We start from the raw sequence: 22920 nt of genomic DNA, 5'->3' as shown, positions 1-22920 counted from the left end.
TAAGCTAATGACCCTTGACTAATGACTAATGACTAATAACTACTAATGATTAGTGACTAATGACTAATGACTAATGAGTAGAACCTACAAAGCAACTGGTATTAATCTTAAAACCCAGGCATTGGGAGAATCGGATAAAATAGTCACGATTTTGACACGTGAATTCGGTCTGATTCGAGCAGTGGCTCCAGGGTCACGTAAGTACAACTCCAGCCTGGGCGGTAGGAGTGGGATGTTCGTTGTGAATGAACTATTGATTGCGAAAGGGCGATCGCTTGATAAGATTACTCAAGCACAGACGTTAAAAACTTATCCTGGTTTAGCTAAAGATTTGGGAAAACTGGCTGCCAGCCAATATTTAGCAGAAATAGTTCTGTGTGAAGCTTTGAGCGAACAACCCCAAGAAGAACTTTATGATTTGTTCAATGAACATCTTCATCGCTTAGAGGCGGTGTCTAGTGTAAATCAATTTGGTGTTTTGGCTCATCTAGCTCATGGTGTGTTTCACCTTTTAGCCTTAGCAGGACTGACGCCGCAAGTGCAAATCTGTTGCATATCTGGGCGCCCCATTAAGCCAGATTTTACAAACCCCAACTGGCAGGTAGGATTTAGTATCCCTGCGGGTGGAACGGTTTCCTTAGAAGCTAGGGAACTTTTACTAAGAGAGGGACAGAGGGAGATGAGGGCAGAGGGGCAGAGGAGCAGAGGAGCAGAGGAGCACGGGGAGATTAATGACCAATTCCCTGTGCCCCATGCCCCATGCCCCATCAGCAATGCCCAAACAATTGTTGTGCATCGGCAAGAAATACCTGTGATTTCTTGCCGTCTAGGTGCTATGGAACTGGCTTTGCTTCAACATCTGTCACAACCAGAGATAATGCAAATTGATGGTGCTAGAGATTATGACTGGTTATCTGTTGAGCAGATTTTGCGCCAGTATGCTCAGTACCAATTAGGTCGCCCTATTCGCTCTGCTACCTTGATCGACTCTTATTTTGCTGCCAACCATGATGCAACCTTCTGATTTGGATAAAAAAATCCTACCTTTGTCACCAAGCCTCGCCAAAAAACAGAATAGGGTATCAGATCCTACAGTTAGGAATCACTTGAGTGCCATTCCCAAGTGTACACCTAGTCAAATAAATGGCCAAGAAATGTCTCCAAAAGACGTTTCTAAAAATGACCAAAGTTGGACAGAGGAGATCCCAAAAACTGATCTTCCAAGTCAATCAGAAACACAATCTGAAAACAAATTAACCACTGCTGAAGCAGATAGCAACGGTAATCGCAATGGGCAGAATTTGCCAGTAGCGACTATCTCAGAAAAAGAACCACCGAAATTAGATGGATCTGGTTCAGGTGGAGAAGGTATTGCAGGGAATGTAAAACAGCTAGGATTTTTACCTGTATTAAAAAATCCTAATTTCTTGGCTCTTTGGGGCGGTCAAGTTTTCTCTCAATTAGCAGATAAAGTTTATTTGGTGCTGATGATTGCCTTGATTAATACTCAGTTTCAAGGAAGCAATCAGAGTATTAGTGGTTGGGTGTCAGTCTTGATGATGTCTTTTACTATTCCAGCCGTATTGTTTGGTTCCGTTGCTGGCGTGTTTGTCGATCGCTGGTCAAAAAAAGCTGTGCTGGTAGCAACGAATATTTGGCGCGGCATCCTGGTTTTGTCAATTCCCTTCCTGGTGTGGTTGACTCATGACTGGAAACCCATAGGAGTGCTGCCAGTGGGTTTTTTGATCGTTCTGGGTGTGACTTTTTTAGTTTCCACACTGACGCAGTTTTTTGCCCCGGCAGAACAGGCTGCAATTCCCTTGATCGTAGAAGAACAGCATTTACTCTCGGCTAATTCGCTTTACACAACAACGATGATGGCATCGGTGATTATTGGGTTTGCCGTTGGAGAACCGTTGTTAGCGATCGCAGATGGACTTTGGCTGCAAATTGGTGGTAGTGGTAGTTTAGGCAAAGAACTTTTAGTAGGTGGTAGTTATGCGATCGCTGGACTAATTTTGTTCCTCCTGGCAACTAAGGAAAAACACCACCACCCCGATACAGAATTCCCTCACGTATTCTCTGACTTGCGGGACGGTTTTGCTTATCTCAAAGCAAATCATCGCGTCCGCAATGCTTTGCTTCAACTGATTATCTTATTTTCTGTCTTTGCAGCTTTAACAGTTCTAGCTGTTCGCATGGCAGAAATAATTCCCAATATGAAAGCCTCACAGTTTGGCTTTTTACTAGCATCTGGCGGTGTTGGCATCGCTGCTGGAGCAACAATTCTCGGTCAATTTGGTCAACGCTTCTCATACACCCAACTAAGTCTGTACGGTTGTATGGGCATGGCAGCATCCTTGATTGGTCTATCAATATTTACAACCCAACTATGGCTAGTTTTGTTACTAGTGGCGCTATTGGGCATCTTTGGGGCACTAGTGGGAATTCCTATGCAAACCGCAATCCAAACAGAAACACCTCCAGAAATGCGTGGTAAAGTTTTTGGCTTGCAGAACAATGTAATTAATATTGCCCTTTCCTTACCTTTGGCATTAGCTGGTGTTGCAGAAACCTTTCTGGGATTACAGGTAGTTTTTTTGGGATTAGCTGCGATCGTCATTTCAGGAGGTATATTAACCTGGTATAACTCACACAAGTAGTTATCAACTAACAGGAGTTATTATTCATTACCTTGATGTAATTAATAATTTACTTAAAGCTTTTGTGTTCATGGTAAACTATGTCCAGTGAAAATTTATCACATACTTGCCGGATATGAGTCTGACATTAGTCAGAATAAGTTGTTTAAATATCAGAGATTAACAACTTATAAGTAGAATAAATAAAGCCATAAATCCATTGGTTTAATCAGCTTAGAATAAGCTTTTTAAACTAGAGTATTGTGGGAATTTTTAATAAATAAAAACCAGCAAGTATAGCTAGATAAAAGAAAAATCACAAAAATCATACAAGTAATAGATTAAACCCGCTTTTCTTACAGCTAAATAAAGAATGCGTATAGCCTGGATTGGAAAAAAATCACCCTTTTGCGGCAATGTCACCTACAGTCGAGAAATTACAAATGCCTTGCTAGATAGGGGACATCAAGTTAGCTTTCTTCACTTTGCCCAGGAAGAGTCTGAACCTGACAATTGGCCAAATCTTCGAGAGGTTTCCCTGCCTTTCATTTACAAGTCACAGGTTTATACAATTCCCACTTTTAAAGCGACCAAACTTTTAACCGATTCACTGCGGGAAATCAAGCCAGATGTAGTCCATGCTTCCTTGACATTATCTCCTCTAGACTTTGTTCTACCAGAAATCTGTGAGGAACTGAGATTGCCCCTAATTGCCACTTTTCACACACCGTTTGCTGGGAAGGGGGCAAAACTGATATCGGGAACACAACTTTTGGCTTATCAACTCTATGCGCCTTTTTTAGTTAACTACGATCGCGTGATAGTATTTTCCCAAATTCAGCGGGAATTATTGGCACGGATGGGCGTGCGGGAAGAAAATATTGCTGTAATTCCCAACGGTGTTGATACCGCCAAGTATTCTCCAGGATTTTCTCAAGTCAAAGCAGAATTTAAAGCCGAACGCTTATTTGTCTATCAGGGTCGCATAGCCCCAGAGAAAAATGTTGAAGCCCTCCTCCGCGCTTGGAAGCAGTCGGCAATGGCGCCTGGTAGTAAGTTGCTAATTGTTGGCGACGGGCCTTTGAAATCTTCTTTAGAGCCGTTTTATGGTTCAGAGTACGGCATTATCTGGTTAGGATTTGTCGCCGATGAAGACCGACGCATCGAAATTTTGCGGGGCGCAGATGTATTTGTTTTGCCTTCATTGGTAGAGGGTTTATCCCTATCTCTGTTAGAAGGAATGTCATGTGGGTTGGCTTGTTTAGCAACAGACGTGGGTGCTGATGGAGAAGTATTGGAAAAGGGCGCAGGTGTAGTTATTAGTACCAAAACAGCGCGTTCGCAATTAAGAACGCTCTTGCCAGTGTTGCAAGACCATCCTGAGTTAACAACCTTACTGGGGCAAAAAGCCAGACAGCGTGTATTAGACCGCTATACCCTTAGTAAAAATATTACTCTGCTGGAAGAACTTTATAAAGAAGTTTTAGCACAGCGACCTCTACCGCTAAGTCGTAGAGCCTAGAGAAAGTGAAGAAGTGCGATCGCACTGTAAATCTTAAGATGGCAATAAGTGCGATCGGGTAAAATACAAATACCTAACTAACAATTCTCTTACCAGTTTTACAAGGCTATCTAGAGTTAACGAAATGAAGTATCACGCAAGTCAGATAAAGGTGAGAAATATCCCTGACTTAGAGCAGCTAGAAGATGGTAAGTGCTGTCGAACATACGTTTATTGCTTCACAAATCCGTTGCCTGAACAAAACGTTATTGACCAAATTGCAAATAGTTTAGAGAAGAGATTCACCTTTTCCAAGGAAGTATATGAGATTCCTGAAGATGTTGAAATTTGTGCATTTATTTGCATAGAGCGTTTACAAGATAACGAAGCCAGAGTTCGTGTTTTGACAAATCAACCAGAAGAAGTTTGCGTTTACATCTTTGGGACACATACTCTGCCACGCAAAATTGAGGAAAGGTTTGGAATTGTACAGTCGATTCAGGGGGAACAGCGAGAGACTTGGATGGACTGACTGACGGTAGGGTAGAACTTTTGGTTGGTTACTCTTTTAGGAGTCGCTGGATCTCTTCTGACTTAACTTATCAGTGCTGTGTATGTTTTTTCTGGGCAATTATCGGCAAAAATTAATAAATTAGTTAACATGCAATAATAAATAATAGTAAATTAAAGCTAAAAAATCAAAAAATGACTGCAATCATCGATATAAAAACATTATATGAATCCAATTACCTGCAATGGTTAGAGGAGACTATTAAATGTCTCAAAAATCGACAATTAGCAGACGTTGACTATGAAAACTTAATAGAAGAATTGGAAGATTTGGCTAAAAATGAAAAAAGGCGAATAAGAAGTTTATTAGAACAGATTATTAGACATTTATTACTTTATCAATATTGGGATTTAGAAAAGCCAAGGAATGCTAATCATTGGGCAGCAGAAATTATTAGTTTTCGTAATCAAATAAATGAAGATTTAAGCACCAATATACGCAAACATTTAGAGGAGAATTCTAGCATAAGTTATAGCAATGCATTAGATTATGTTAAGACTAAGACTAAAGTAAACAATTTACCTGAATTATGTCCTTATACCTTAGAGCAAATTTTGGATAAAAATTGGTTGCCTTAATCTTTGATTCTTTGCACAAAATATATTTATATGTATAACTTATAGCGAGTTTCTATTGATCAATTAATTTTCGAATTATCCCCTAAAGGCCATCCTAAACTGGTTGGCTGTTCATAAACCAGCTTTAGAGTATTTACATCTCTGGGAGAAATAGGCTGCGGGTTACGAACTTGAGAAAAATATAGCGCATCAGTTTGTAGCGGACTATGACCCCAAATTCCCAATGCATGACCGAATTCGTGGCGGGCTGCTGCAATGAGATACTCACCTGTTTGACTGGGACTTAACAAAATGGTGAAGCGGTGGGATAAAACTTTGTTGCTGGTGTATAACTCGTAAGTAGTTTGTGCCGATCGCGCACGGGGTATATTACTACCAGGCGAAATTTGTAGAGGTGGCGCTTTTCTTACAATTGTAATATCAGCAATTTCTGGCTTTTCAACTATTGTTAAAGGTAAATAATTACTCCACTCTTGTACACCCCGCAAGACACCATTAACCCATGCTTGAGCTTGTTTTTCGCTAACGGCTTTTGGTGATTCTACATAAACTCGAATCGGAAATTGCGACCAGACTAAATAACCAACTTGAGTTGTTGTAACTTGGGAAAAGTAGTCACCACTATTAGTATTATCTTGCCACTGTGCGAGTGTAGGCGGTAAGGGATGGGGTTTTGAAGGAGATGATGGAGATAGAGAGATTATTAAGTTTGAATATATATATTTTGGTATTAATGTAAACCCGTCACTTGACTGGAGATTAGTAAAAACGATTAACAGCCCTGTGCCAAGAAAAAAGGCAAGGGCTGTGATTAACCGCCGTGAAATTAAATTTATTAGGCTCTTAAGTATTGGGTGTTGGGTTATTTTCCCCATTAACCTATCCTTATTTAGGCAACCAACCGGCACTTAAAACCACTGTTAAACCTAAAAAGATTACTGTCAATGCCCAAGTAATTCGATTTAAGGTGTTTTCTGCACTTTTGGTGCTGCTAAATAGCTGGGCTTGTCCGCCAATGGCTCCAATGCCATCACCTTTGGGGCTATGCAGTAAAACCAAGATAATCAAACCAGTGGCGGAAAACGCCCAAATGCCTTGCACGATATTAGTAACTGTCATGGTGGAATCTCATTTATAACAAGTTTTAAAAAACAGGAGTCAGAATTCTGAATTCAAAAGTTAGGAGTTCACTAAAAACTCCTAACTCAGCACTCAGCACTCAGCACTATTTTACAGTCCTACTTGCACAGGCGTGCGAGTGCGTTGCAGTTCATAATCTGCTGTTTTTAGCAGCGATCGCCCGGTCATTTCTGGTGGCTGAGGCAGCTGTAAAATCTCTAGAATCGTGGGAGCGATGTCGGATAGCTTGCCATCGCTTCGCAGTTCGACATTTGTACCATATCCAGGGATTTTGACTTTCTCGCCTTCTACCAAAATTAAGGGGACTGGGTTAGTAGTATGAGCTGTCCAGGGATTACCCCCTTCATCTAGCATATACTCAGCGTTGCCGTGATCGGCAGTAATAATTGTTGTACCACCGGCTTTGATAACGCTCTCTAGCAAGCGTCCCAAACAGCGATCAACTGTTTCAATTGCTGTAATCGTAGCGTCGATTTGACCAGTATGCCCTACCATGTCTGGGTTGGCATAGTTAATCACAACTAGGGAATATATACCCTTTTGAATCGCTGCGATCGCAACATCTGTAACTGCTACTGCTGACATCGCTGGGGCGTGATCGTAAGTCGCTACCATCGGGCTGCTTACCAGTTCCCGATCTTCTCCAGCAAAAGGTTCCTCCAGACCACCATTAAAGAAATAGGTGACGTGGGCGTATTTTTCTGTTTCGGCGGTGCGGAACTGATTCAGACTGTGATTAGCTATGACTTCTCCCAGAATGTTACTGAGATTCTGAGGCTCAAAGGCTACAGCCACGGGTAAGTCTGAATCATACTGTGTAAACGTGACAAAAGACAGTGGTGTGATTTGCTGTCTTTCAAAACCGTTAAATGTGGGACTGACCAAAGCTTGAGTCAGTTGTCTGGAGCGATCGGGGCGGAAGTTGAAAAATATCACTCCATCCCCTGGTTCTATTGCACCTGGTGCAATTCGGATGGGGTTGATAAATTCATCTTTTACCCCTTCGGCGTAAGATTCTTGCAAGATTTCCACAGCCGTGCGATTATCACCTGTACCATCTTGGGTCATCACGTCGTAGGCGCGTTTTACTCGATCCCAGCGATGATCGCGATCCATCGCGTAGTAGCGACCGCTGAGGGTGACTATGCGTCCAATGCCTGTGCGGTTTATATAATCTTGCAGCAGTGTGATTGCTTTTACACCGTCAGTTGGGGCGGTGTCACGACCATCGGTGATAGCGTGAATACAAACTTCTGGAATTTGCTGGTTTTTGGCTAAGTCAAGTAGTCCGAATAGATGGGTGATATGCGAATGTACCCCTCCCTCAGAACAAAGCCCGACTAGATGCAGCTTGCTATTCCGAGAGCGAACTTCCTGGCAAATTTTGACGAGTGCTGGGTTTAAGGCAATAGAACCGTCTTCAACCGCATCAGAGATGCGTACCAGTTCTTGCGGTACAACTCGCCCAGCACCAATATTCAAATGACCTACTTCCGAGTTGCCCATTTGACCTTCTGGCAACCCTACGGCTTTTCCTGATGTGCGGATGAGAGTGTGCGGGTAAGCTGTCCATAAACTATCCACAATGGGAGTTTTAGCAGCAACAATAGCGTTTCCTCGCTTTTCCTCGCAGTAGCCCCATCCGTCTAAAATGACTAGCACCACAGGAGCAACAGGTGCTTTGGTCATAGTAAAATTGCCCTTTACTTTTTGTAATACCCGAATGATACCATTGCTAATCCACGCCGCAAGTGAATTTTTGCTTATTAATTTCTTTTATGAAAGACTTGCAGCTTTTTGAAATATTTTTTAAACTTTAGCGATTTTTCTGTAATTTTGTTGAGCGCTAATAATAAGTGATTACTTAGTAGTAGCCTTTTAGCACTACTACTAAGTCCGTATTCAATCTCTTATTTCTTTTTGGTAGAAGCTTTTGCAGCTTTTTTAGCAGCTTTTTCAGCAGTGATCGCAGCTAACTTTGCTTGTTCTTTTTCTTCGGCAATTTTCTGGAGATAGTAATGATAGTCTCCTAAGTAAACGCGGAATTCCCCATCACGAATTTCGACGATTTTGTTAGCTACTTGCGAAATAAAGTAGCGATCGTGGGAAACTACAATTGCCGTACCGTCATAATTTTTGAGCGCTTCTTCCAGCATTTCTTTCGCTGGAATATCTAGGTGGTTTGTCGGCTCGTCTAAAATTAGTAAGTTCGCGGGACGTAAGAGCATTTTTGCCAACGCCAGACGAGCTTTTTCTCCTCCACTTAATGCCCCAACTGGCTTAAATACAGTATCACCTGTAAATAGGAAGCGTCCCAAAAGGGTGCGGACTTCTTGGTTATCCCAGTCTGGAACTTCATCATGGATAGTTTCCATAACAGTTTTATTCAAATCCAAAGCTTCAGCTTGATTTTGCTCAAAGTAACCGGGGATAACGTTGTGATCCCCTAGTTGAACACTACCTTCCGTGGGTGGTTCCATACCCATAATTACACGCAGAAGGGTAGATTTTCCAGCACCATTGGGGCCAAGAAAAGCAATGCGATCGCCCCTTTCAATTAGGAGATTTGCTGATAAAAATAGGATTTTCTCACCATAAAGATGAGTTAAATCTTTAATTTCGACTACCTCGCGTCCACTGCGGGGTGCAGGGGGAAAACGGAAGTGGAGAGTTCTCATACCACCAACGGGTGCTTCAATGCGCTCGATTTTGTCGAGTTGCTTTTCCCGGCTTTTCGCCTGGGTACTGCGGGTAGCACTGGCGCGAAATCTATCAACAAAGGTTTGCTGTTTTTCTAATTCTTTCTGCTGGCGTTCGTAAGCACTCAGTTGTGCTGATTGACTTTCGGCTTTTTGTTCCAAATATGCCGAGTAGTTACCAAGGTAGCTAGCAGAAACGCCACGTTCAGTTTCCACAATTTGGGTGCAGAGACGGTCAAGGAACTCCCGGTCATGGGAGACTATTACCATCGGCGTAATCAGCCCTCTGAGGTAATTTTCCAACCACTCAATAGTTTCTAAATCTAGGTGGTTAGTCGGTTCATCCAGCAGCAACAAGTCAGGTTTTTGCAGGAGGATTTTACCTAAACTCATCCGCATTTGCCAACCACCACTGAAGGCGCTAACGAGGCGATCGCCATCTTCTAGCCCAAACCCCATCTCTGGTAGAATTTTCCCGATGCGTGCATCTAAGTTGTAGCCATCCAAGGCTTCAAATTTGCGCTGCAAGCGATCCAACTTGTCGATCAGTCGATCCAGTTCCTCTGGGTTAGCCGTTTCCATCTCTTGTGGTATGTGCGCCAGAGATAACTGGACTTCGTTGGCTTCTTGGAAGACAGTCCAAAATTCTTCTCTAACGGTGCGGGTGGGGTCTACTTCAAACTCTTGGTTGAGGTAAGCTATATGTAAGCTATTAGGGCGAATGATTTCGCCGGCGGTGGGTTCAATTTCCCCAGAAATGATCTTTAACTGGGTGGATTTTCCAGCACCATTGACACCGACTAAGCCAATGCGATCGCCTGGTTTAACTTCCCAGTTGATATCTTTGAGAACTTCGCCTGTGGGATAAATTTTACTTATATGTTCTAGTCGCAGCATTAAGTTTCTCTCAGGTAGGGAGTGGGTGGTTGAGGACGAAGTACTAACACCGCCTCTAATATTAACAAAAATTAACTATAAATTCGTCGTGAAAATGTCTGGAAGCCGCAAACCAAATTTGGCTTGAGCCACGGATAAAATTTACCACATCTATCTTAAGGCTGGCTTTGTGCGACTTGTCTGACTTCTTCGACACTGAAATCAAATGCCTCAGCCACTTGTTCCACTGTCACCCCAAATTTTAATAAGGTGGGTATTAATTTTAATTTGGCTATACGCTCCCCTATTTGGATGCCATCATGATAGAGTTTCGCGTTTTGAACTTGGTTTATAGTTAAACCTAATCCCTCCGCAACTTGCTCAATAGTTAACGCTAAATCTAATAGACGAGGTACTGATTGCCGTAAACCTTCCAAACGCCCTTCTTCAAATGCTTCTTGATAAATTTTTGTATCTTTGAAACTTCTAGTTCCTATGTTGTAGTCTACCAATTCCTCTACTCCTTGATCAGAAGAATCCTACTGCACGGCTTGTCTGACTTCTTCGACACTCAAATCTAGCGCCTGTGCTACTTGTTCTACAGTCAACCCGGCTGCTAACATTGCTGGTACTGCTTTGAGTTTACCTTCTTCAATGCCTTGAACCCTACCTTGTTCAATGCCTTGAACCTTACCTTGTTCGATGCCTTGTTCGATGCCTTGAACCTTACCTTGTTCAACACCCTCCTGAAAGGCTTCCTGATAAAATCTGGTTTGCTTTAACTCGCTTAATCCAAACATTTGCTGCATCTCCTCCCTACTCATTGTGGGAAACTTATAAGCCAAAATAGTCTCTATAAATTGTAATAATTGCTGCTGTTTTGGTGGTGAACTTATTTCTGACTTAGTTCTGTCTATCAACTCTCTTGCTTGTGCGATCGCTATATCGTCGGTTGCAATTACTAATTTAGCAGTTGCAATGCCAATTGGAAGCGATGCACCTTCACCTAATTCATCCAAATAAATGCGTCTGACGCGCCCACTTGTGAAAAACTCACGGTAATGTTTGATATTGCCTGTATCTACATTCCTGTTTGGGTATAAAACCACAGCACCCCAATCATTAGATGGTTGATTCTGACGGAGGTATAAACATATTTCTGCAATTAGCCGTGAATAAATTTCCCCATCAGCTTGAAATTGCACTTCAACAAAGTAAATCGGGTTCTCGCTTCCTTGTGTAGGAAGAAATACACCATCGATTCTGAAGGCTGTTTGTTTGATTTCAACTGATGAAAATTGATAAAGGCTAGCTTCTTCTGGAGGATTACCAATAAGTTCAAAGAAGATATCAGGGAATTCTTGAAACAGCCGATAAAAAATGATGTCTGTTTTCACAATTTTATCTGATTTGAAGATTCTGATTTGCTATTTATGTGTTGCTTGATTCTTCAGAACCATCTCGCACTTTCAGCAATTGCTCTTTTGCCATACCTAATATACGTGATAGTGGCGCTAACAAACTATCATCAAATGTTTCTCCAGCATAAATATTATTCAGTTCAGTCGGAGATAATTTAAAGGTGTCGCAGAATTTAGCAAACTCCTGATTACTCAAATCAAGCTCTTTTTGCCTATCCTGAAGTAAAACTGCGATCGCTCTAGTTCCATGCTTTGGACGTTCACTAGTTTTTACATATTTTTCCATTAAATAATTGACTTTTCTGGTATCGCCACCGATTTTTTTAATTAAATCAGTACAAGCCATTTTTAGTGCTTTCTTTAAAACTTCTTCTTCGTTTAAAATTTTAATAACTTCACTGGCATATTCTGGTTTAAAAAATCCCACCAAATTACCTTGATGATAAACTGGTATATAAGGATTATTCGTTTCAAGTTGCCAATCTAAAGGCTCATTGCGTAGCGACATAGCTGCACCCCTAAATCATTTAAGATTGCACCATTTTAAAACCATTTATTCCTTAACTGCCAGTAAAATACCCTAGCACTGGCAATTAGAAATCGCAGCTATACAGACAAAACCCATCTCCGTGGGTTTCAACTTGCTGGAGTCCACGCAGACGGACTTAGTTTGTGCAGCCATTACGTATTTCTACCAGAACCTTTAACTCAGCCAAAATTAGCGATCGCCTTGTTCATAACCAAGTGGCTAAAGTCTTACCAGAGAAGGGGGTGGTAGTGTTATGAGGCTGTTGTTAGATATTTAACCATAATGGGCATACTGTAAATATCAAGTAATTAAGCATCGAAACAGGGTAAACAGTATGTTGACGATAACGTGGCAAGAAGAGATCGCATCTTTGAAACAAGATTTGAGGAAGGAAATAAATAAAATTTCAGATCATTCTGAGATTAATATACCTAATTATATTTGCATCAATAACCTAAAATCCAAGTTAGAGCGATTAGATGAAATAGAAAACATCCTTAGTATAGAAAAATATAAAATTGTTTTTATAGGTACTATTGGAGAAGGAAAAACCACAGCTATTTGCCATCTTTTTAATTTAATAAGCGACTTCAATGTTTCAAAAACTATTGCTAACAAGTCTCGAAATGTAATTGAAACTAAAGAGTTACTATCAACCGGAGCAGGTAAAACTACTATATGTGAAGTAATTATCAAAGCTGCGGTAAAAACTTACATAGAAATAGAGCCTTATACAGTTGATGAAATGGAAAATCTGATTTTTGAATTTTGTGACTATATTGCAGATAAAGACAAAGACAATCTTCAAACAGATCAGAAGATAATTATTTCTAAAGAAATTGAAAGGGCTATTAGAAATATCATAGAAATGAAGTTGCAATATAAAACAATTTATGAGGGAGAGAAAAAGAAAACTGAAATAATTGATCCAGCTAAGGAAAAATTTGATTTATTAGGGCTTGAGGAAGTTAAAAAAAATGCGTTGAATAATGCAAAGCTGGAATATAGGACTACGAATAAGATTGAATTTGATAATCAAACAAATGAGAAAGAATGGATAAAAAATGTCTTTGCTGCCATCAATAATGTTGAATTTAAGGAATTTGCTATTCCCAGAAAAATATATCTAAATGTGAGCTATGATGTTTTATCTGGCTCAAACTTGTCTCAGTTTGATTCAGTTGTAGATACTAAAGGACTTGATGAAAATCCAATTCGTAAAGACTTGCAGAAATATATTGAGAATCAGGATACTATCTGTCTCTTTGTCACTTCATTTAATGATGCTCCTGAAGCTAATATTAGAAAATTAATAGGTTATCATCTTACATCTAAATCTAAAGATTTTCATCATAGATTTGTAACTTTGGTCTTGACTCACAAAAATCAACCTGAAAAAGTGCATGGATGTGATGGAGATTGGGATGCAGGAATTCAAATCAGAAAAGAAGAAGTTCAAGCTACATTCAGGAATTTGAATTTAGATTTTTTCCTAGAAAATATTTTGTTCTATGATGCTTTGAGATACTACCGTGATGATATAGTCAAGCTAAATACTGATATTTACAGTGAAGAAGATGTACAAGCAGATAAGAATGAATTCATTGAAGCCATAGTGGGTGTAGTGGAACGTAGACGAAATATTTTATTAGACGAAATCAAGGATATTACAGAAAGCTTTACGAGAATAAAAAATGGTGACGCTTTGACAGGATCAGAAATCAAGGCAATAGAAAAAGCCATTCAGAAGATAAAGGATTTGCGGGATTTGAGTAAAAGAGTACCTAGTTTTGTTTATAAAGATCAAGGTCTAGATAAAGGTTTTGTTACTAAATATATTGAATACTATCGTACTGTTTATAAAGCATGGAATACCAAACACGCTATTCATCGCAACTTTGGTTCCTATGAGCCAAGGAATATAGATATATATTATGATATGAGAGTTTTTGCTGAGGGAATGGATGAAGATGAAATGTTAAAGAAGTTTACTAAAGAAGCAAAACAGGAACTAGAAAATATCCTGAATGACCTGACATCTGCAAATGAATCTTTAAAGACACTTATCCCTGAACTAGTTATACAATTTAACTCCTTGTATGACAATTTTATAAGTGAAGTAGGAAAAGAGATTCAAAAGGAAGCTAAAAGAAAATTATCACCTCAAAAAGAAGATTCTGATTTCTGGACGGCTCTAATTAAGGAAAAGGGAAAGGTAAGACCTCCAGGTGAAACCTATACAGATAATGTATGTCAGACTTTGAAGCACGAACTTGAAAAAGAAGAAAGTTTAAATACATTTTTAGAGATTCAAGCAGTAAAGTCTTGGAAGAAATTAGTTGCTAAAATATTAAGCTTTTTCGGAGAAAAATAGATAGCAATTTAAAATTGTATAGAAAATACTAAGGGATGCAATAATCTTGTGTCCCTAGAACCAGTTGATAAAAAAACCTGATTATCTATGACTAGCTTAAGTGAAGAAATATCCCAAAAACTAAATATATATAAGAGAAACTATGCAGAATATACAAAGTGTTTGATTAGAGGTCGGGAAATTGTTCTTAATGGACGACCAGAAGAAAAAGTTAGGCAATTGTTTATCTACTTTTTGGTAAATCAAAGTGGATTATTCCCGAATGAAATTGATATAAGAGTGGAATCTAATAATCACGATATAGAATTATATAAAACTGCGGAAAATGAATATTTTAAACCATATTGCCCTCCTCTAATGATTGTGGAAGTGAAGCGAGAAGAAGAAAACTTGCGGAATCATGAGAAGCAGATTGAAAGATACCTAAATAAATCTTGTTCAGAAATTGGTATTTTATATAATTATCATCAAATTATTGCTTATATAAAAAAAGACACAGTATTTACGGATAATAATCTCAATAGCCTTGAAGATATACCACCTTTAATCTTGCAAAGTTCTAATAAATTAGATAAAAATCTACTAGAATTTGAAAAAGCTGTAAATGGAAGTTTTGATAGTTTTGTTTATCTTGTTAATCAATATGGGAAATATAAACTTAACAGAATAGTTTTTAGGCTAAAAGGTGAGCAGTTACCCATAGTAGGATCTTTCTTCAAATTTCAAGACAATAAGCTCTACTACGATATATATTTTCAAGATGTGAAAAAACAGCAAAGCTGTGATTTTCAAGATTTTGAAAAACTAGTTTCTATTATTTATTAACAAATATAACGTGTCTCTAAATAACAAATGCTCGTAAGGAAAATGGCAGGAATTATCCTTCCCAGTCTTGACGAGTAAGCTGTTACGCAGCTAGATTGTATAATATTAGATTAAGTAATTAATTTAGTATCAGCCATCTATGCCAGCAAAAAATCATCTTTCCCAAGAGCAGAAGGAAAGGCTACTAAAAACGCTAAAAGAGCATGAAAATCCCTACGTAAGAGAAAAGATTCTGATTTTATTATTAATGAATGATGGAAAAACTTATCAAGAGATTAGTAAGTTTTTAGATATTGCATATCCAACAGTAGCATATTGGGCAGTTCACGGCGATCCAGATAACCTAGAAAGTTTTTTAGATGGAAGAAGAGAAGGGAACTTCCGCAAAGTTACCAAAGAATATGAGGATTTATTATTAGAAATAATTGAAAAAGAGCCACTAGAGTATGGGTATGAATTTGGTCGTTGGACAGCAGCAAGACTAGCTACATACCTCGAAAAGATAACAGGAATTAAGTTAAGTGGTTCACAAGTTGGGAGAATATTAGAGCGAAAAAAAGTACGTTTACCTTTGGGCAAAATACAGCCTAGAGGACAAACAGAATCCTGAAATGCGTAAGGCATTTAAAGAAAAATTGTCAGAATACTTAAGAATAACAAAGGAAGCCCCAGAGCGTTTACAGGTATGGTTTTGGGATGAGAGTGGATTTAGTTTAAGAGTGATAAGAAGAAAAAAACTGGGGTAAGAAAGGTACAAGGAAACAAATCACAGGTCAAAGAAGAAGAGGAAGAGTAAATATTATGGGAGGGTTACGTTATCACGACAAGAAGAGAATGAATTTTGTGATTAAAAAAGGAAATGCCGATGTATTTTATGAGCAGCTTCAATCTTTGAATAATTTTCTATTGCAAGAATGGATAGAGCAAGGAAATAGAATTGAGACTTTCAATAAATGTTCTGCGAAAATAGTGATTATCTTAGATAATGCCAGCTTCCATAAAAGAAAAGATATTTTAGTTCGTATCAAGGCAGAAATGCCAAATATTATCCTGGAATTTCTACCACCTTATAGTCCAGATTATAATTTGATTGAATTGGTTTGGCATTCAGCAAAAGAATATATAGCTCATAGATTGTTCGAGTCAGTATCACAGCTAGAAGAGTTGTTAAATAAATTGTTAAATGAAGGAGGTCTTATTATTAAATGGGAACGCAAAATTAAAAATAAAGGTAATGCTGTTTATTAAATTTAGCTGCGTAACAGCTTATCGCACAGAAAATTGTCTGCGATCGCATCATCAAATAAATAAGGGCAATGCTCTGGAAAAGTTCGTAATGGTAAGTTAGTTTCTCGTAGCGCCAAATCGACTCCCGCTTCAAAGCCATCTAACAAGGCTTCTTCTATTCGAGACTTTAAGCTAGGGTTCTGCCGCAGATGCCTATTGATGGCGCGGCGCTGTTCTCGAATTGTTAAAAACCAACTGCGAGAGCGTTGTTCGGGTTGAAACTCCCACTTTAAGAGATGACCAAGTAATACACTCAGACGGCTCACAAGTTCCCGATACTCCTGTCTCCCCAAAGCTTGAATTTCCTCTTGCAGGTGTTGCCAGTCTAGTTCCTTAACTAGCCTCTGCTCTAACGCTTTAGCCTGCTGCTGTGTCCAGCCATAGAAATCTTGGTCATACAAAAAAGGTTTGTCCATAGAGTTGAATCTTGACAGCAAGAAACCACGAGCTAGTTAAAAAAACTTAATTACGAATTACGAATTACGAATTATTTTAATATTCAACTAGCCTTCGCCTCATCCCCAGATGCTTCTGCCACAGCCGCCAATCTCTCTGCCGCAGCTTGCACAATTTGAGCTACTTGAGCCAAAGGCATGTGCTGGATTTGTCTAAGAATCAGACTCAAATCTGAGGTTTCTGGAATTGGCTTGCCATCTATGCAGCTGATTAACTCTTCCATTGTGTAGCCTGCTTTCGATGCGATTCGAGCCAAATTTTCTGTATCTGGCACCTTCACACCTTTTTCCCACATCTGAACAGCAGTAGCAGATACCCCCAAAAGCTTACCAAATGCTCGCTGACTCATTGAACCGCGAGCTAGTTTAATGATTTCAATCAGTTTTTGTTTGCTTTCGATCTTCACTGCTTATATAGCTAGCCAACTGTATTTACAAGTCTACTTTCAATATTACAAGTTTACTTTTATATTGACAGCCTTGTATTTTAGTACTAAACTATATCTCTGGTTGTAAATCTGCAACTACAGGCATCAAGCTAGTAGAATAACCCATCTATCTTTAATCAACCCAAAAAACTTAGTTTGCTACGGCGCTTATGCTAGTAGCTCAACTTTGCTGCGAAGAAATAATATCGAAGGTGCATCATGTTTCGCAAGCCACGCAAAATTAACCAATATCGCCGCAAAGGTAAAAACTTTATAGCCACTAATAAAATTAAACCAGAACTGTGGAACATTTCTGACGCAGAAACCAAAGAAGCTTTAAAAGTTAAAGGCTACGACGTTAAGCAAATCAAAAAAATCCACCTTCTGAAGCATCAAGTGTGTATTTCCTACTGGGATGCAAAAGGAAATATATGCAGCAGCTTTTTTAGCTACCGGATTTTTGCGCGTTGGCAAGAAGAAGTGGAAAAGCTAATTTATACCTGTGAAACTCTGAAGGAATGGGCAAAGTTAAATTACGTTATGAAGTACGAATTTGCCTATTACCATTATCCCAGTGAAATAGAAGATACACTCCACGCAATATTAGAAAACCACCTGTCTGTGTTAAAAATAACAGTACAACAAGTGGTTTTACAGAATATTTAACAGCAAAAATTAGTTAGCGGCAGAAGTCGCTAACTCCGCGAGACGTTCTTGCTGGTCTAGAGATATACAAGACTGGATAAGTGTCTCTAAATCACCATCCAAAACAGGGGTAAGGGAATAATTCTGACCTAACCGATGATCGGTAGCGCGGTTATCTTTATAATTATAGGTGCGAATTTTTTCCGATCGCGATCCAGTACCAACTTGCGATCGCCGCATGGAAGTTACAGCTGCTTGTTGTTCGCCTAACTTGATGTCATACAACTTTGCCCGCAGAATTTGCATCGCCCGTTCTTTGTTTTGCAACTGGCTGCGTTCTTCTGTACAGAAAATGCGTATTCCCGTTGGTTTGTGCATCAAGTCAACGGCTGTTTCCACCTTGTTGACATTTTGTCCACCAGCACCACCAGAACGGGCTGTAGTCATTTCAATATCTTTCGGGTCAATATGAATTTCCACATCATCGACCTCTGGCATAATTGCCACGGTAGCTGTGGAAGTATGAACCCGTCCCCCAGATTCAGTTGCCGGCACGCGCTGCACACGATGCACACCAGCTTCAAACTTTAACTGGCTATAAACGTCATTACCTTTAATTTCGAGAATGACTTCTTTCCAGCCACCCATTTCTCCACGAGATTCGCTCACTAGAGAAACTTTCCAGCCTTGAGTCTGGGCATAGCGGGTGTACATCTGCATCAAATCGCCAGCCCAAATACTTGCTTCATCGCCACCAGTACCAGCGCGAATTTCCAACATGATATTCTTTTCATCATTGGGGTCGCGTGGTAGCAGCAAGACTTTCAAGCGAGACTCTAAATGTTCTATTTTTTCTTCAAGTTCTTTTACTTCCAGTGATGCCATTTCTTGCAACTCTGGATCACTTGCAGATTCTTTGTAAACCTGACGCGCTCCGATTAAGTCTTCTTGGGCTGTTTTCCAAATTTCATAAGTATTAACTACCTCTTCCAAAGAAGAACGAGACTTAGCAATTTCTTGATACTCATCAGGATTGCTAGCGGTATCGGGGTCGCCAAGACGACGTGTTAATTCATTAAAAGTTTGTTCAACGGATTTTAGTTTGTCCAGTAAGTATGATTCAGCCATGACGATTGCGATCGCTCCTTAAAAAAATAACAAATTGGCTCGAGCATATAAATGAAAATCGACCCAGCTGATGCAGGGCCGTCTTAACAGCAGAGCCAACTCGCTACTTTTTGTCTTGTTCGTCACCAGATGTTTGAGTGCTGCTCATACCGTACTTGCGGAGGAAGCGCTCTACTCGACCCTCAGTGTCAATAATCTTCTGAGTGCCGGTGTAAAAGGGGTGATTTCCAGACCAAACGTCTACATGCAATTCTGGCTTTGTAGAGCCAATGGTCATAACAACTTGACCGTTGCAGTAAACTTTAGCATCTGGATACCACTTGGGGTGAATATCAGCTTTAGCCATTGTTCTTTTTGTGATGAATCTATATAAATTATAACTTTCAGCGTTCAATTGCAGCTAGAAGAAGGGAGAATGGAACAGGTTACAGGTAACAGAAAACTATCACCTGTCCCCTGTAACCTATCACCTTCTTCACCAATGCCCAATTTCCTAACGCTTAGAGTACTGAGGCGCTTTCCGAGCTTTATGTAAACCATATTTCTTCCGCTCTTTTGCTCTCGGATCGCGAGTCAAATAACCTTCGGTTTTCAAAGGTGGGCGGTTATCTGGGTCGAGTTGGCATAAAGCACGAGCAACTCCCAAACGGACAGAATCAGCCTGTCCGGTCAAGCCGCCGCCTTCTGCTTTCACCAAAATGTCATATTCGTTTTCTAATCCCAGAGTTTCCAGGGGCGCTTTAATCACTCCCAGATAGTTGGGGTTAAATTGGAAATACAAGTTTCCATCTTTACCGTTCACAGTCAGTTGACCTGTGCCTGGAACCAAGCGTACCCGTGCTACTGCGTTCTTACGACGACCAGTACCCCAGTATACGGCGCGACCGCTATTAGCATCTGCTACTACCATTAATTTTCTTCTCCAGGAATTGTATTAACTTTCAGTTCTTTAGGTTTTTGAGCATCATGAGGATGCGTAGGCCCAGCGTAAACTTTAAGCTTGGTGAACAACTGCTTACCGAGGCTATTTTTAGGTAGCATACCTTTAACAGCTTGTTCTAAAATTCGCTCTGGTATGCGGTCTTGCAGTTTAGCGAAAGTTTCGGTTTTCATCCCACCGGGACGACCAGAATGGCGGCGGTAAAGCTTTTGAGTGCGCTTTTTGCCTGTGACTGCTACTTTCTCGGCATTAATGACGATTACGAAGTCACCTGTATCTAGGTGGGGTGTATATTCGGGTTTCTTTTTGCCTCTCAATACCTGAGCGATTTCGCTGGCGAGGCGACCGAGGCGTTTATCGGTGGCATCTACTATGTACCACTCACGCTCAAGGGTTGCTTGAGAAGGAAGGTATGTTTTAACTGTTGTCATTTGTCATTTGTCCTTTGTCATTTTTAATTTGTCATTAGTCATTTGTCTTTTGTCATTTGTTATTTGTCCTTTGTCCTTTGTCAGTTGTCCTTAGTTATTCACTAATGACCAATGACTAATGACCAATGACTATTGACCAATGACTAATGACTCTTGACTAGTGACGAACTTTGGCAAGGTGTCGTACCAAATCTCTTTTGGAAAGGGAAAATCGGGATAGCCGACTCGCAACAAACACAAGCCTTGAGGCGGTGCGGCATATTTCACTTCTTCCCGGCGTTCTTCTTTCCAGAGTTCGGTGAAGCTAGAAAGTGTTCGTTGTCCAGAACCTACTTCTACCAGCATCCCTACCAACAGCCGTACCATGCCATACAAAAATCCATCTGCCTGTATTTCAATATGGATAAATGGCCCACTGCGACGACACTCTACTGCTTGCACCTCTACCCAGGAATGCGATCGCTTTGAGCCTGCACGGTGAAAAGCAGCTAAGTGATGCTTTCCCAAGAGAGGTTTCAAGGCAGCTTGGATTAAAGATTCATCCAGGGGTGCATAATAATAATGCCAACTGAAGGGTCTTACAAACAAGTTAAGCCGATCTTCAGTATATATTGTGTAGCGATACCGTCGATAGGCTGCACTAAAGCGAGCGTGCCAACGGTTATCGACACTAGCCGAAGCCCTGATTAATATATCTGGCGGCAGGTAGCTGTTGAGGATTGTTGCCCACTTATGAGGCGGAATAAAACCTGTAGCTTCAAAATGGGCTACTTGAGCAGCAGCGTGAACTCCAGAATCGGTTCGCCCAGCACCATGTAGTGTTACATGATGCCCAAGAATAGTAGCGATCGCAATTTCAATCTCTTCTTGGACTGTCCGGTGTTGTTTTTGCCGTTGCCAGCCATGAAAATGAGTGCCCAGGTATTGGATTACCAAGGCTACTCGATGAGTTTGTGTAGGCTGGTGGCTTTCTAACATACAGATTTTGTCCTTTGTCTTTTGTCATTTGTCCTTTGTCATTTGTCCTTTGTTATTCACTAATGACCAATGACTAATGACTAATGACCAATGACCAATGACTTAAACCAATTCAATTATTGCCATTTTTGCATTATCACCCCGACGCGGTACGGTACGCAGGATGCGGGTATAACCGCCCTGGCGATCGCCATATCGAGTTGGAGCTTGTTCAAATAGAGCGTGAACCAGTTGTTTGTCGAAGATATAGCCAAGGGCTTCCCGACGTGCTGATAAGGAGCCATTTTTGGCTAGGGTAATCATTTTTTCCACTTCACTTCTGAGAACTTTCGCTCTAATTAAAGTGGTGGTGATCTTACCATGACGGATCAGCTCGGTGGCGAGCGATCGCAGTAAAGCACGGCGTTGATCGGCTGGTTTACTGAGTTTTTTGACGCGACAACGGTGACGCATAATTATGCACTATGAATTATGAAGGTTTTTCTTAAGGGTGTTTAGAGCCTCTTTCCATTGGCAGGGTGATGCCCAAGCGTCGCTGCAAAGCTTCCACGACTTCTTCTGCTGACTTCTGCCCAAAGTTCTTAATTTCTAAGAGGTCTTCTTGGGTGTAATCCAACAAATCTGCCACAGAGTTAACTTGTGCCCGTTTGAGACAGTTATACGCCCGCACAGAAAGTTGCAACTCTTCGATGGGTATCTGGGCAGTTGGGTCGTCTGGAATCTCCGAACCTGTGTCTGTTGGTTCTAGGGAGATGTCTTTCAACGGGTTGAATAAATCTACCAAGATTGCAGCGGCCGAAGATAGTGCTTCTTGAGGGGAAATACTGCCATTTGTCCAAACTTCCAACAGTAGTCGGTCTTTTGGAATTAAGCCTTCCCCACGAGATTCTTCAACACTGTAGTTGACTTTTCGCACCGGCATAAATATTGAGTCAATTTGGAGAAAATCCAACGATGTGGCTTCCTCACGTCCTCGCTCTACGGTGCGATAGCCTTTGCCTTTCTCGATCCGAAATTCCATTTCCAACTTTCCACCCTCAGCGATGGTGGCTACATACTGGGTCGGATCGATGACTTCTACTTCACTGGGCAAATCAAAATGCGCCGCAGTGATTGTTGCTGGGCCGTTAACGAGTAATCTACCAATCTGAGGCTGTGAGGAATAGTTTTTTAGGATAACTTCCTTCATTTTCATGAGGATTTCCAGCACATCTTCCCGCACGCCCGGAACTGTGGCAAACTCGTGTGAAACGCCTGCAATCCTCACTGCTGTAACTGCCGTACCCTCTAGATTGGATAGTAAAACCCGCCGCAGTGCGTTGCCAACAGTTGTTCCTTGACCACGCTCCAGAGGTTCCAGAACAAATTTACTGTAATGGTTCCGACTTTCGTCAGTATTCGACTCTACACATTCAATTTGAAACTGCGCCACGGATGAGCCTCCCTTTTTCTAAGGTGCTGCTAGCAGACAA

The 22920-nt window shown here is 40.6% G+C and carries 24 protein-coding genes and 1 pseudogene; 9 read left to right on the top strand and 16 right to left on the bottom strand.

Features of this window, described 5'->3' with window-relative positions; translation table 11 throughout:
- Nucleotides 1-73: 73 nt before the first annotated feature.
- The 5 genes from recO to HUN01_RS26615 all read left to right on the top strand — a co-directional run bounded on the left by recO (nucleotide 74) and on the right by HUN01_RS26615 (nucleotide 5292).
- A complete protein-coding gene (gene recO / locus HUN01_RS26635) occupies nucleotides 74-1024 on the top strand; it encodes a DNA repair protein RecO (protein ID WP_181928672.1) in 951 nt (316 codons plus the stop codon).
- Complete coding sequence (locus HUN01_RS26630) at nucleotides 1011-2663, top strand: MFS transporter (protein ID WP_181932831.1); 1653 nt, start codon at nucleotides 1011-1013, stop codon at nucleotides 2661-2663. The genes recO and HUN01_RS26630 overlap by 14 nt, the downstream gene beginning before the upstream one ends.
- A 352-nt stretch (nucleotides 2664-3015) precedes the next feature.
- Nucleotides 3016-4164, top strand: coding sequence for a glycosyltransferase family 4 protein (locus HUN01_RS26625; RefSeq protein WP_181928671.1), 1149 nt, complete (start codon nucleotides 3016-3018; stop codon nucleotides 4162-4164).
- Between the two features lie 124 nt (nucleotides 4165-4288).
- On the top strand, nucleotides 4289-4675 hold the full coding sequence (locus HUN01_RS26620) for a hypothetical protein (RefSeq protein ID WP_181928670.1): 387 nt from the start codon (nucleotides 4289-4291) through the stop codon (nucleotides 4673-4675).
- Nucleotides 4676-4848: 173 nt separating this feature from the next.
- Complete coding sequence (locus tag HUN01_RS26615; RefSeq protein ID WP_181928669.1) at nucleotides 4849-5292, top strand: DUF29 domain-containing protein; 444 nt, start codon at nucleotides 4849-4851, stop codon at nucleotides 5290-5292.
- A gap of 59 nt (nucleotides 5293-5351) precedes the next feature.
- Here the strand turns inward: HUN01_RS26615 and HUN01_RS26610 are convergent, their stop codons facing one another.
- From HUN01_RS26610 to HUN01_RS26580, 7 genes are all read right to left on the bottom strand, one after another.
- Complete coding sequence (locus tag HUN01_RS26610; RefSeq protein WP_181928668.1) at nucleotides 5352-6167, bottom strand: peptidase; 816 nt, start codon at nucleotides 6165-6167, stop codon at nucleotides 5352-5354.
- 10 nt (nucleotides 6168-6177) lie between these two features.
- A complete protein-coding gene (secG, locus tag HUN01_RS26605) occupies nucleotides 6178-6411 on the bottom strand; it encodes a preprotein translocase subunit SecG (protein ID WP_094328436.1) in 234 nt (77 codons plus the stop codon).
- Nucleotides 6412-6522: 111 nt separating this feature from the next.
- Nucleotides 6523-8121, bottom strand: coding sequence for a 2,3-bisphosphoglycerate-independent phosphoglycerate mutase (gpmI, locus tag HUN01_RS26600; RefSeq protein WP_181928667.1), 1599 nt, complete (start codon nucleotides 8119-8121; stop codon nucleotides 6523-6525).
- A 221-nt stretch (nucleotides 8122-8342) separates the two neighbouring features.
- Complete coding sequence (locus HUN01_RS26595) at nucleotides 8343-10028, bottom strand: ABC-F family ATP-binding cassette domain-containing protein (protein WP_181928666.1); 1686 nt, start codon at nucleotides 10026-10028, stop codon at nucleotides 8343-8345.
- Nucleotides 10029-10183: 155 nt separating this feature from the next.
- Nucleotides 10184-10519 carry a hypothetical protein gene (locus tag HUN01_RS26590; protein WP_181928665.1) on the bottom strand — a complete coding sequence of 112 codons (336 nt, stop codon included), beginning with the start codon at nucleotides 10517-10519 and terminating at the stop codon, nucleotides 10184-10186.
- A gap of 27 nt (nucleotides 10520-10546) precedes the next feature.
- The gene (locus tag HUN01_RS26585; protein WP_181928664.1) at nucleotides 10547-11404 is read right to left on the bottom strand and encodes an Rpn family recombination-promoting nuclease/putative transposase; all 858 of its coding nucleotides are present in this window, start codon (nucleotides 11402-11404) and stop codon (nucleotides 10547-10549) included.
- A gap of 34 nt (nucleotides 11405-11438) precedes the next feature.
- Nucleotides 11439-11936: a hypothetical protein gene (locus HUN01_RS26580; protein ID WP_181928663.1), complete on the bottom strand. Its 498-nt coding sequence runs from the start codon at nucleotides 11934-11936 to the stop codon at nucleotides 11439-11441.
- Between the two features lie 355 nt (nucleotides 11937-12291).
- Here HUN01_RS26580 and HUN01_RS26575 point away from each other — a divergent pair, with 355 nt between their 5' ends.
- From HUN01_RS26575 to HUN01_RS26565, 3 genes and pseudogenes are all read left to right on the top strand, one after another.
- A complete protein-coding gene (locus HUN01_RS26575) occupies nucleotides 12292-14331 on the top strand; it encodes a hypothetical protein (RefSeq protein WP_181928662.1) in 2040 nt (679 codons plus the stop codon).
- An 87-nt stretch (nucleotides 14332-14418) separates the two neighbouring features.
- A complete protein-coding gene (locus tag HUN01_RS26570; RefSeq protein WP_181928661.1) occupies nucleotides 14419-15156 on the top strand; it encodes a type I restriction enzyme HsdR N-terminal domain-containing protein in 738 nt (245 codons plus the stop codon).
- A 139-nt stretch (nucleotides 15157-15295) separates the two neighbouring features.
- Nucleotides 15296-16404, top strand: a pseudogene (locus HUN01_RS26565) (IS630 family transposase).
- Nucleotides 16405-16406: 2 nt separating this feature from the next.
- Here HUN01_RS26565 and HUN01_RS26560 read toward each other — a convergent pair.
- Together HUN01_RS26560 and HUN01_RS26555 are read right to left on the bottom strand one after the other, a co-directional pair.
- A complete protein-coding gene (locus HUN01_RS26560) occupies nucleotides 16407-16859 on the bottom strand; it encodes a DUF29 domain-containing protein (RefSeq protein ID WP_181928660.1) in 453 nt (150 codons plus the stop codon).
- Between the two features lie 83 nt (nucleotides 16860-16942).
- Complete coding sequence (locus HUN01_RS26555; protein ID WP_094328443.1) at nucleotides 16943-17305, bottom strand: helix-turn-helix domain-containing protein; 363 nt, start codon at nucleotides 17303-17305, stop codon at nucleotides 16943-16945.
- A gap of 240 nt (nucleotides 17306-17545) precedes the next feature.
- Between HUN01_RS26555 and HUN01_RS26550 the strand changes: the two genes are divergently transcribed.
- A complete protein-coding gene (locus HUN01_RS26550; protein ID WP_181928659.1) occupies nucleotides 17546-17992 on the top strand; it encodes a hypothetical protein in 447 nt (148 codons plus the stop codon).
- Between the two features lie 9 nt (nucleotides 17993-18001).
- Here the strand turns inward: HUN01_RS26550 and prfA are convergent, their stop codons facing one another.
- The 7 genes from prfA to HUN01_RS26515 form a co-directional block, all read right to left on the bottom strand.
- Nucleotides 18002-19099: a peptide chain release factor 1 gene (gene prfA / locus HUN01_RS26545; protein WP_069070755.1), complete on the bottom strand. Its 1098-nt coding sequence runs from the start codon at nucleotides 19097-19099 to the stop codon at nucleotides 18002-18004.
- 103 nt (nucleotides 19100-19202) lie between these two features.
- Entirely contained in the window at nucleotides 19203-19445 is a 243-nt protein-coding gene (gene rpmE, locus HUN01_RS26540) for a 50S ribosomal protein L31 (RefSeq protein WP_069070756.1), read from the bottom strand.
- Between the two features lie 147 nt (nucleotides 19446-19592).
- Nucleotides 19593-20009 carry a 30S ribosomal protein S9 gene (rpsI, locus tag HUN01_RS26535; protein ID WP_012410698.1) on the bottom strand — a complete coding sequence of 139 codons (417 nt, stop codon included), beginning with the start codon at nucleotides 20007-20009 and terminating at the stop codon, nucleotides 19593-19595.
- On the bottom strand, nucleotides 20009-20470 hold the full coding sequence (gene rplM, locus HUN01_RS26530) for a 50S ribosomal protein L13 (protein WP_114081992.1): 462 nt from the start codon (nucleotides 20468-20470) through the stop codon (nucleotides 20009-20011). The genes rpsI and rplM overlap by 1 nt, the downstream gene beginning before the upstream one ends.
- A 129-nt stretch (nucleotides 20471-20599) precedes the next feature.
- Nucleotides 20600-21448 (bottom strand): tRNA pseudouridine(38-40) synthase TruA, encoded by an 849-nt coding sequence (truA, locus tag HUN01_RS26525; RefSeq protein ID WP_181928658.1) that lies wholly within the window; start codon nucleotides 21446-21448, stop codon nucleotides 20600-20602.
- A 102-nt stretch (nucleotides 21449-21550) separates the two neighbouring features.
- Entirely contained in the window at nucleotides 21551-21901 is a 351-nt protein-coding gene (gene rplQ / locus HUN01_RS26520) for a 50S ribosomal protein L17 (protein ID WP_094349105.1), read from the bottom strand.
- Nucleotides 21902-21932: 31 nt separating this feature from the next.
- Nucleotides 21933-22880, bottom strand: a complete 948-nt coding sequence (locus HUN01_RS26515; protein WP_181928657.1) for a DNA-directed RNA polymerase subunit alpha — start codon at nucleotides 22878-22880, stop codon at nucleotides 21933-21935.
- Nucleotides 22881-22920 lie beyond the last annotated feature (40 nt).

Origin of the sequence: Nostoc edaphicum CCNP1411 (assembly GCF_014023275.1) — a bacterium.
Taxonomy (GTDB): domain Bacteria; phylum Cyanobacteriota; class Cyanobacteriia; order Cyanobacteriales; family Nostocaceae; genus Nostoc; species Nostoc edaphicum_A.
Note: the sequence above shows the minus strand (reverse complement) of the source record. Positions and strands in the feature narration are given on the sequence as shown.

Excerpts from the sequence above, each read along its gene's own strand:
- recO (WP_181928672.1), top strand. The coding sequence starts at position 74 with ATGAGTAGAACCTACAAAGCAACTGGTATTAATCTTAAAACCCAGGCA.
- HUN01_RS26630 (WP_181932831.1), top strand. The coding sequence starts at position 1,011 with ATGCAACCTTCTGATTTGGATAAAAAAATCCTACCTTTGTCACCAAGC.
- HUN01_RS26625 (WP_181928671.1), top strand. The coding sequence starts at position 3,016 with ATGCGTATAGCCTGGATTGGAAAAAAATCACCCTTTTGCGGCAATGTC.
- HUN01_RS26620 (WP_181928670.1), top strand. The coding sequence starts at position 4,289 with ATGAAGTATCACGCAAGTCAGATAAAGGTGAGAAATATCCCTGACTTA.
- HUN01_RS26615 (WP_181928669.1), top strand. The coding sequence starts at position 4,849 with ATGACTGCAATCATCGATATAAAAACATTATATGAATCCAATTACCTG.
- HUN01_RS26610 (WP_181928668.1), bottom strand. The coding sequence starts at position 6,167 with ATGGGGAAAATAACCCAACACCCAATACTTAAGAGCCTAATAAATTTA.
- secG (WP_094328436.1), bottom strand. The coding sequence starts at position 6,411 with ATGACAGTTACTAATATCGTGCAAGGCATTTGGGCGTTTTCCGCCACT.
- gpmI (WP_181928667.1), bottom strand. The coding sequence starts at position 8,121 with ATGACCAAAGCACCTGTTGCTCCTGTGGTGCTAGTCATTTTAGACGGA.
- HUN01_RS26595 (WP_181928666.1), bottom strand. The coding sequence starts at position 10,028 with ATGCTGCGACTAGAACATATAAGTAAAATTTATCCCACAGGCGAAGTT.
- HUN01_RS26580 (WP_181928663.1), bottom strand. The coding sequence starts at position 11,936 with ATGTCGCTACGCAATGAGCCTTTAGATTGGCAACTTGAAACGAATAAT.
- HUN01_RS26575 (WP_181928662.1), top strand. The coding sequence starts at position 12,292 with ATGTTGACGATAACGTGGCAAGAAGAGATCGCATCTTTGAAACAAGAT.
- HUN01_RS26570 (WP_181928661.1), top strand. The coding sequence starts at position 14,419 with ATGACTAGCTTAAGTGAAGAAATATCCCAAAAACTAAATATATATAAG.
- HUN01_RS26560 (WP_181928660.1), bottom strand. The coding sequence starts at position 16,859 with ATGGACAAACCTTTTTTGTATGACCAAGATTTCTATGGCTGGACACAG.
- HUN01_RS26550 (WP_181928659.1), top strand. The coding sequence starts at position 17,546 with ATGTTTCGCAAGCCACGCAAAATTAACCAATATCGCCGCAAAGGTAAA.
- prfA (WP_069070755.1), bottom strand. The coding sequence starts at position 19,099 with ATGGCTGAATCATACTTACTGGACAAACTAAAATCCGTTGAACAAACT.
- rpmE (WP_069070756.1), bottom strand. The coding sequence starts at position 19,445 with ATGGCTAAAGCTGATATTCACCCCAAGTGGTATCCAGATGCTAAAGTT.
- rpsI (WP_012410698.1), bottom strand. The coding sequence starts at position 20,009 with ATGGTAGTAGCAGATGCTAATAGCGGTCGCGCCGTATACTGGGGTACT.
- rplM (WP_114081992.1), bottom strand. The coding sequence starts at position 20,470 with ATGACAACAGTTAAAACATACCTTCCTTCTCAAGCAACCCTTGAGCGT.
- truA (WP_181928658.1), bottom strand. The coding sequence starts at position 21,448 with ATGTTAGAAAGCCACCAGCCTACACAAACTCATCGAGTAGCCTTGGTA.
- rplQ (WP_094349105.1), bottom strand. The coding sequence starts at position 21,901 with ATGCGTCACCGTTGTCGCGTCAAAAAACTCAGTAAACCAGCCGATCAA.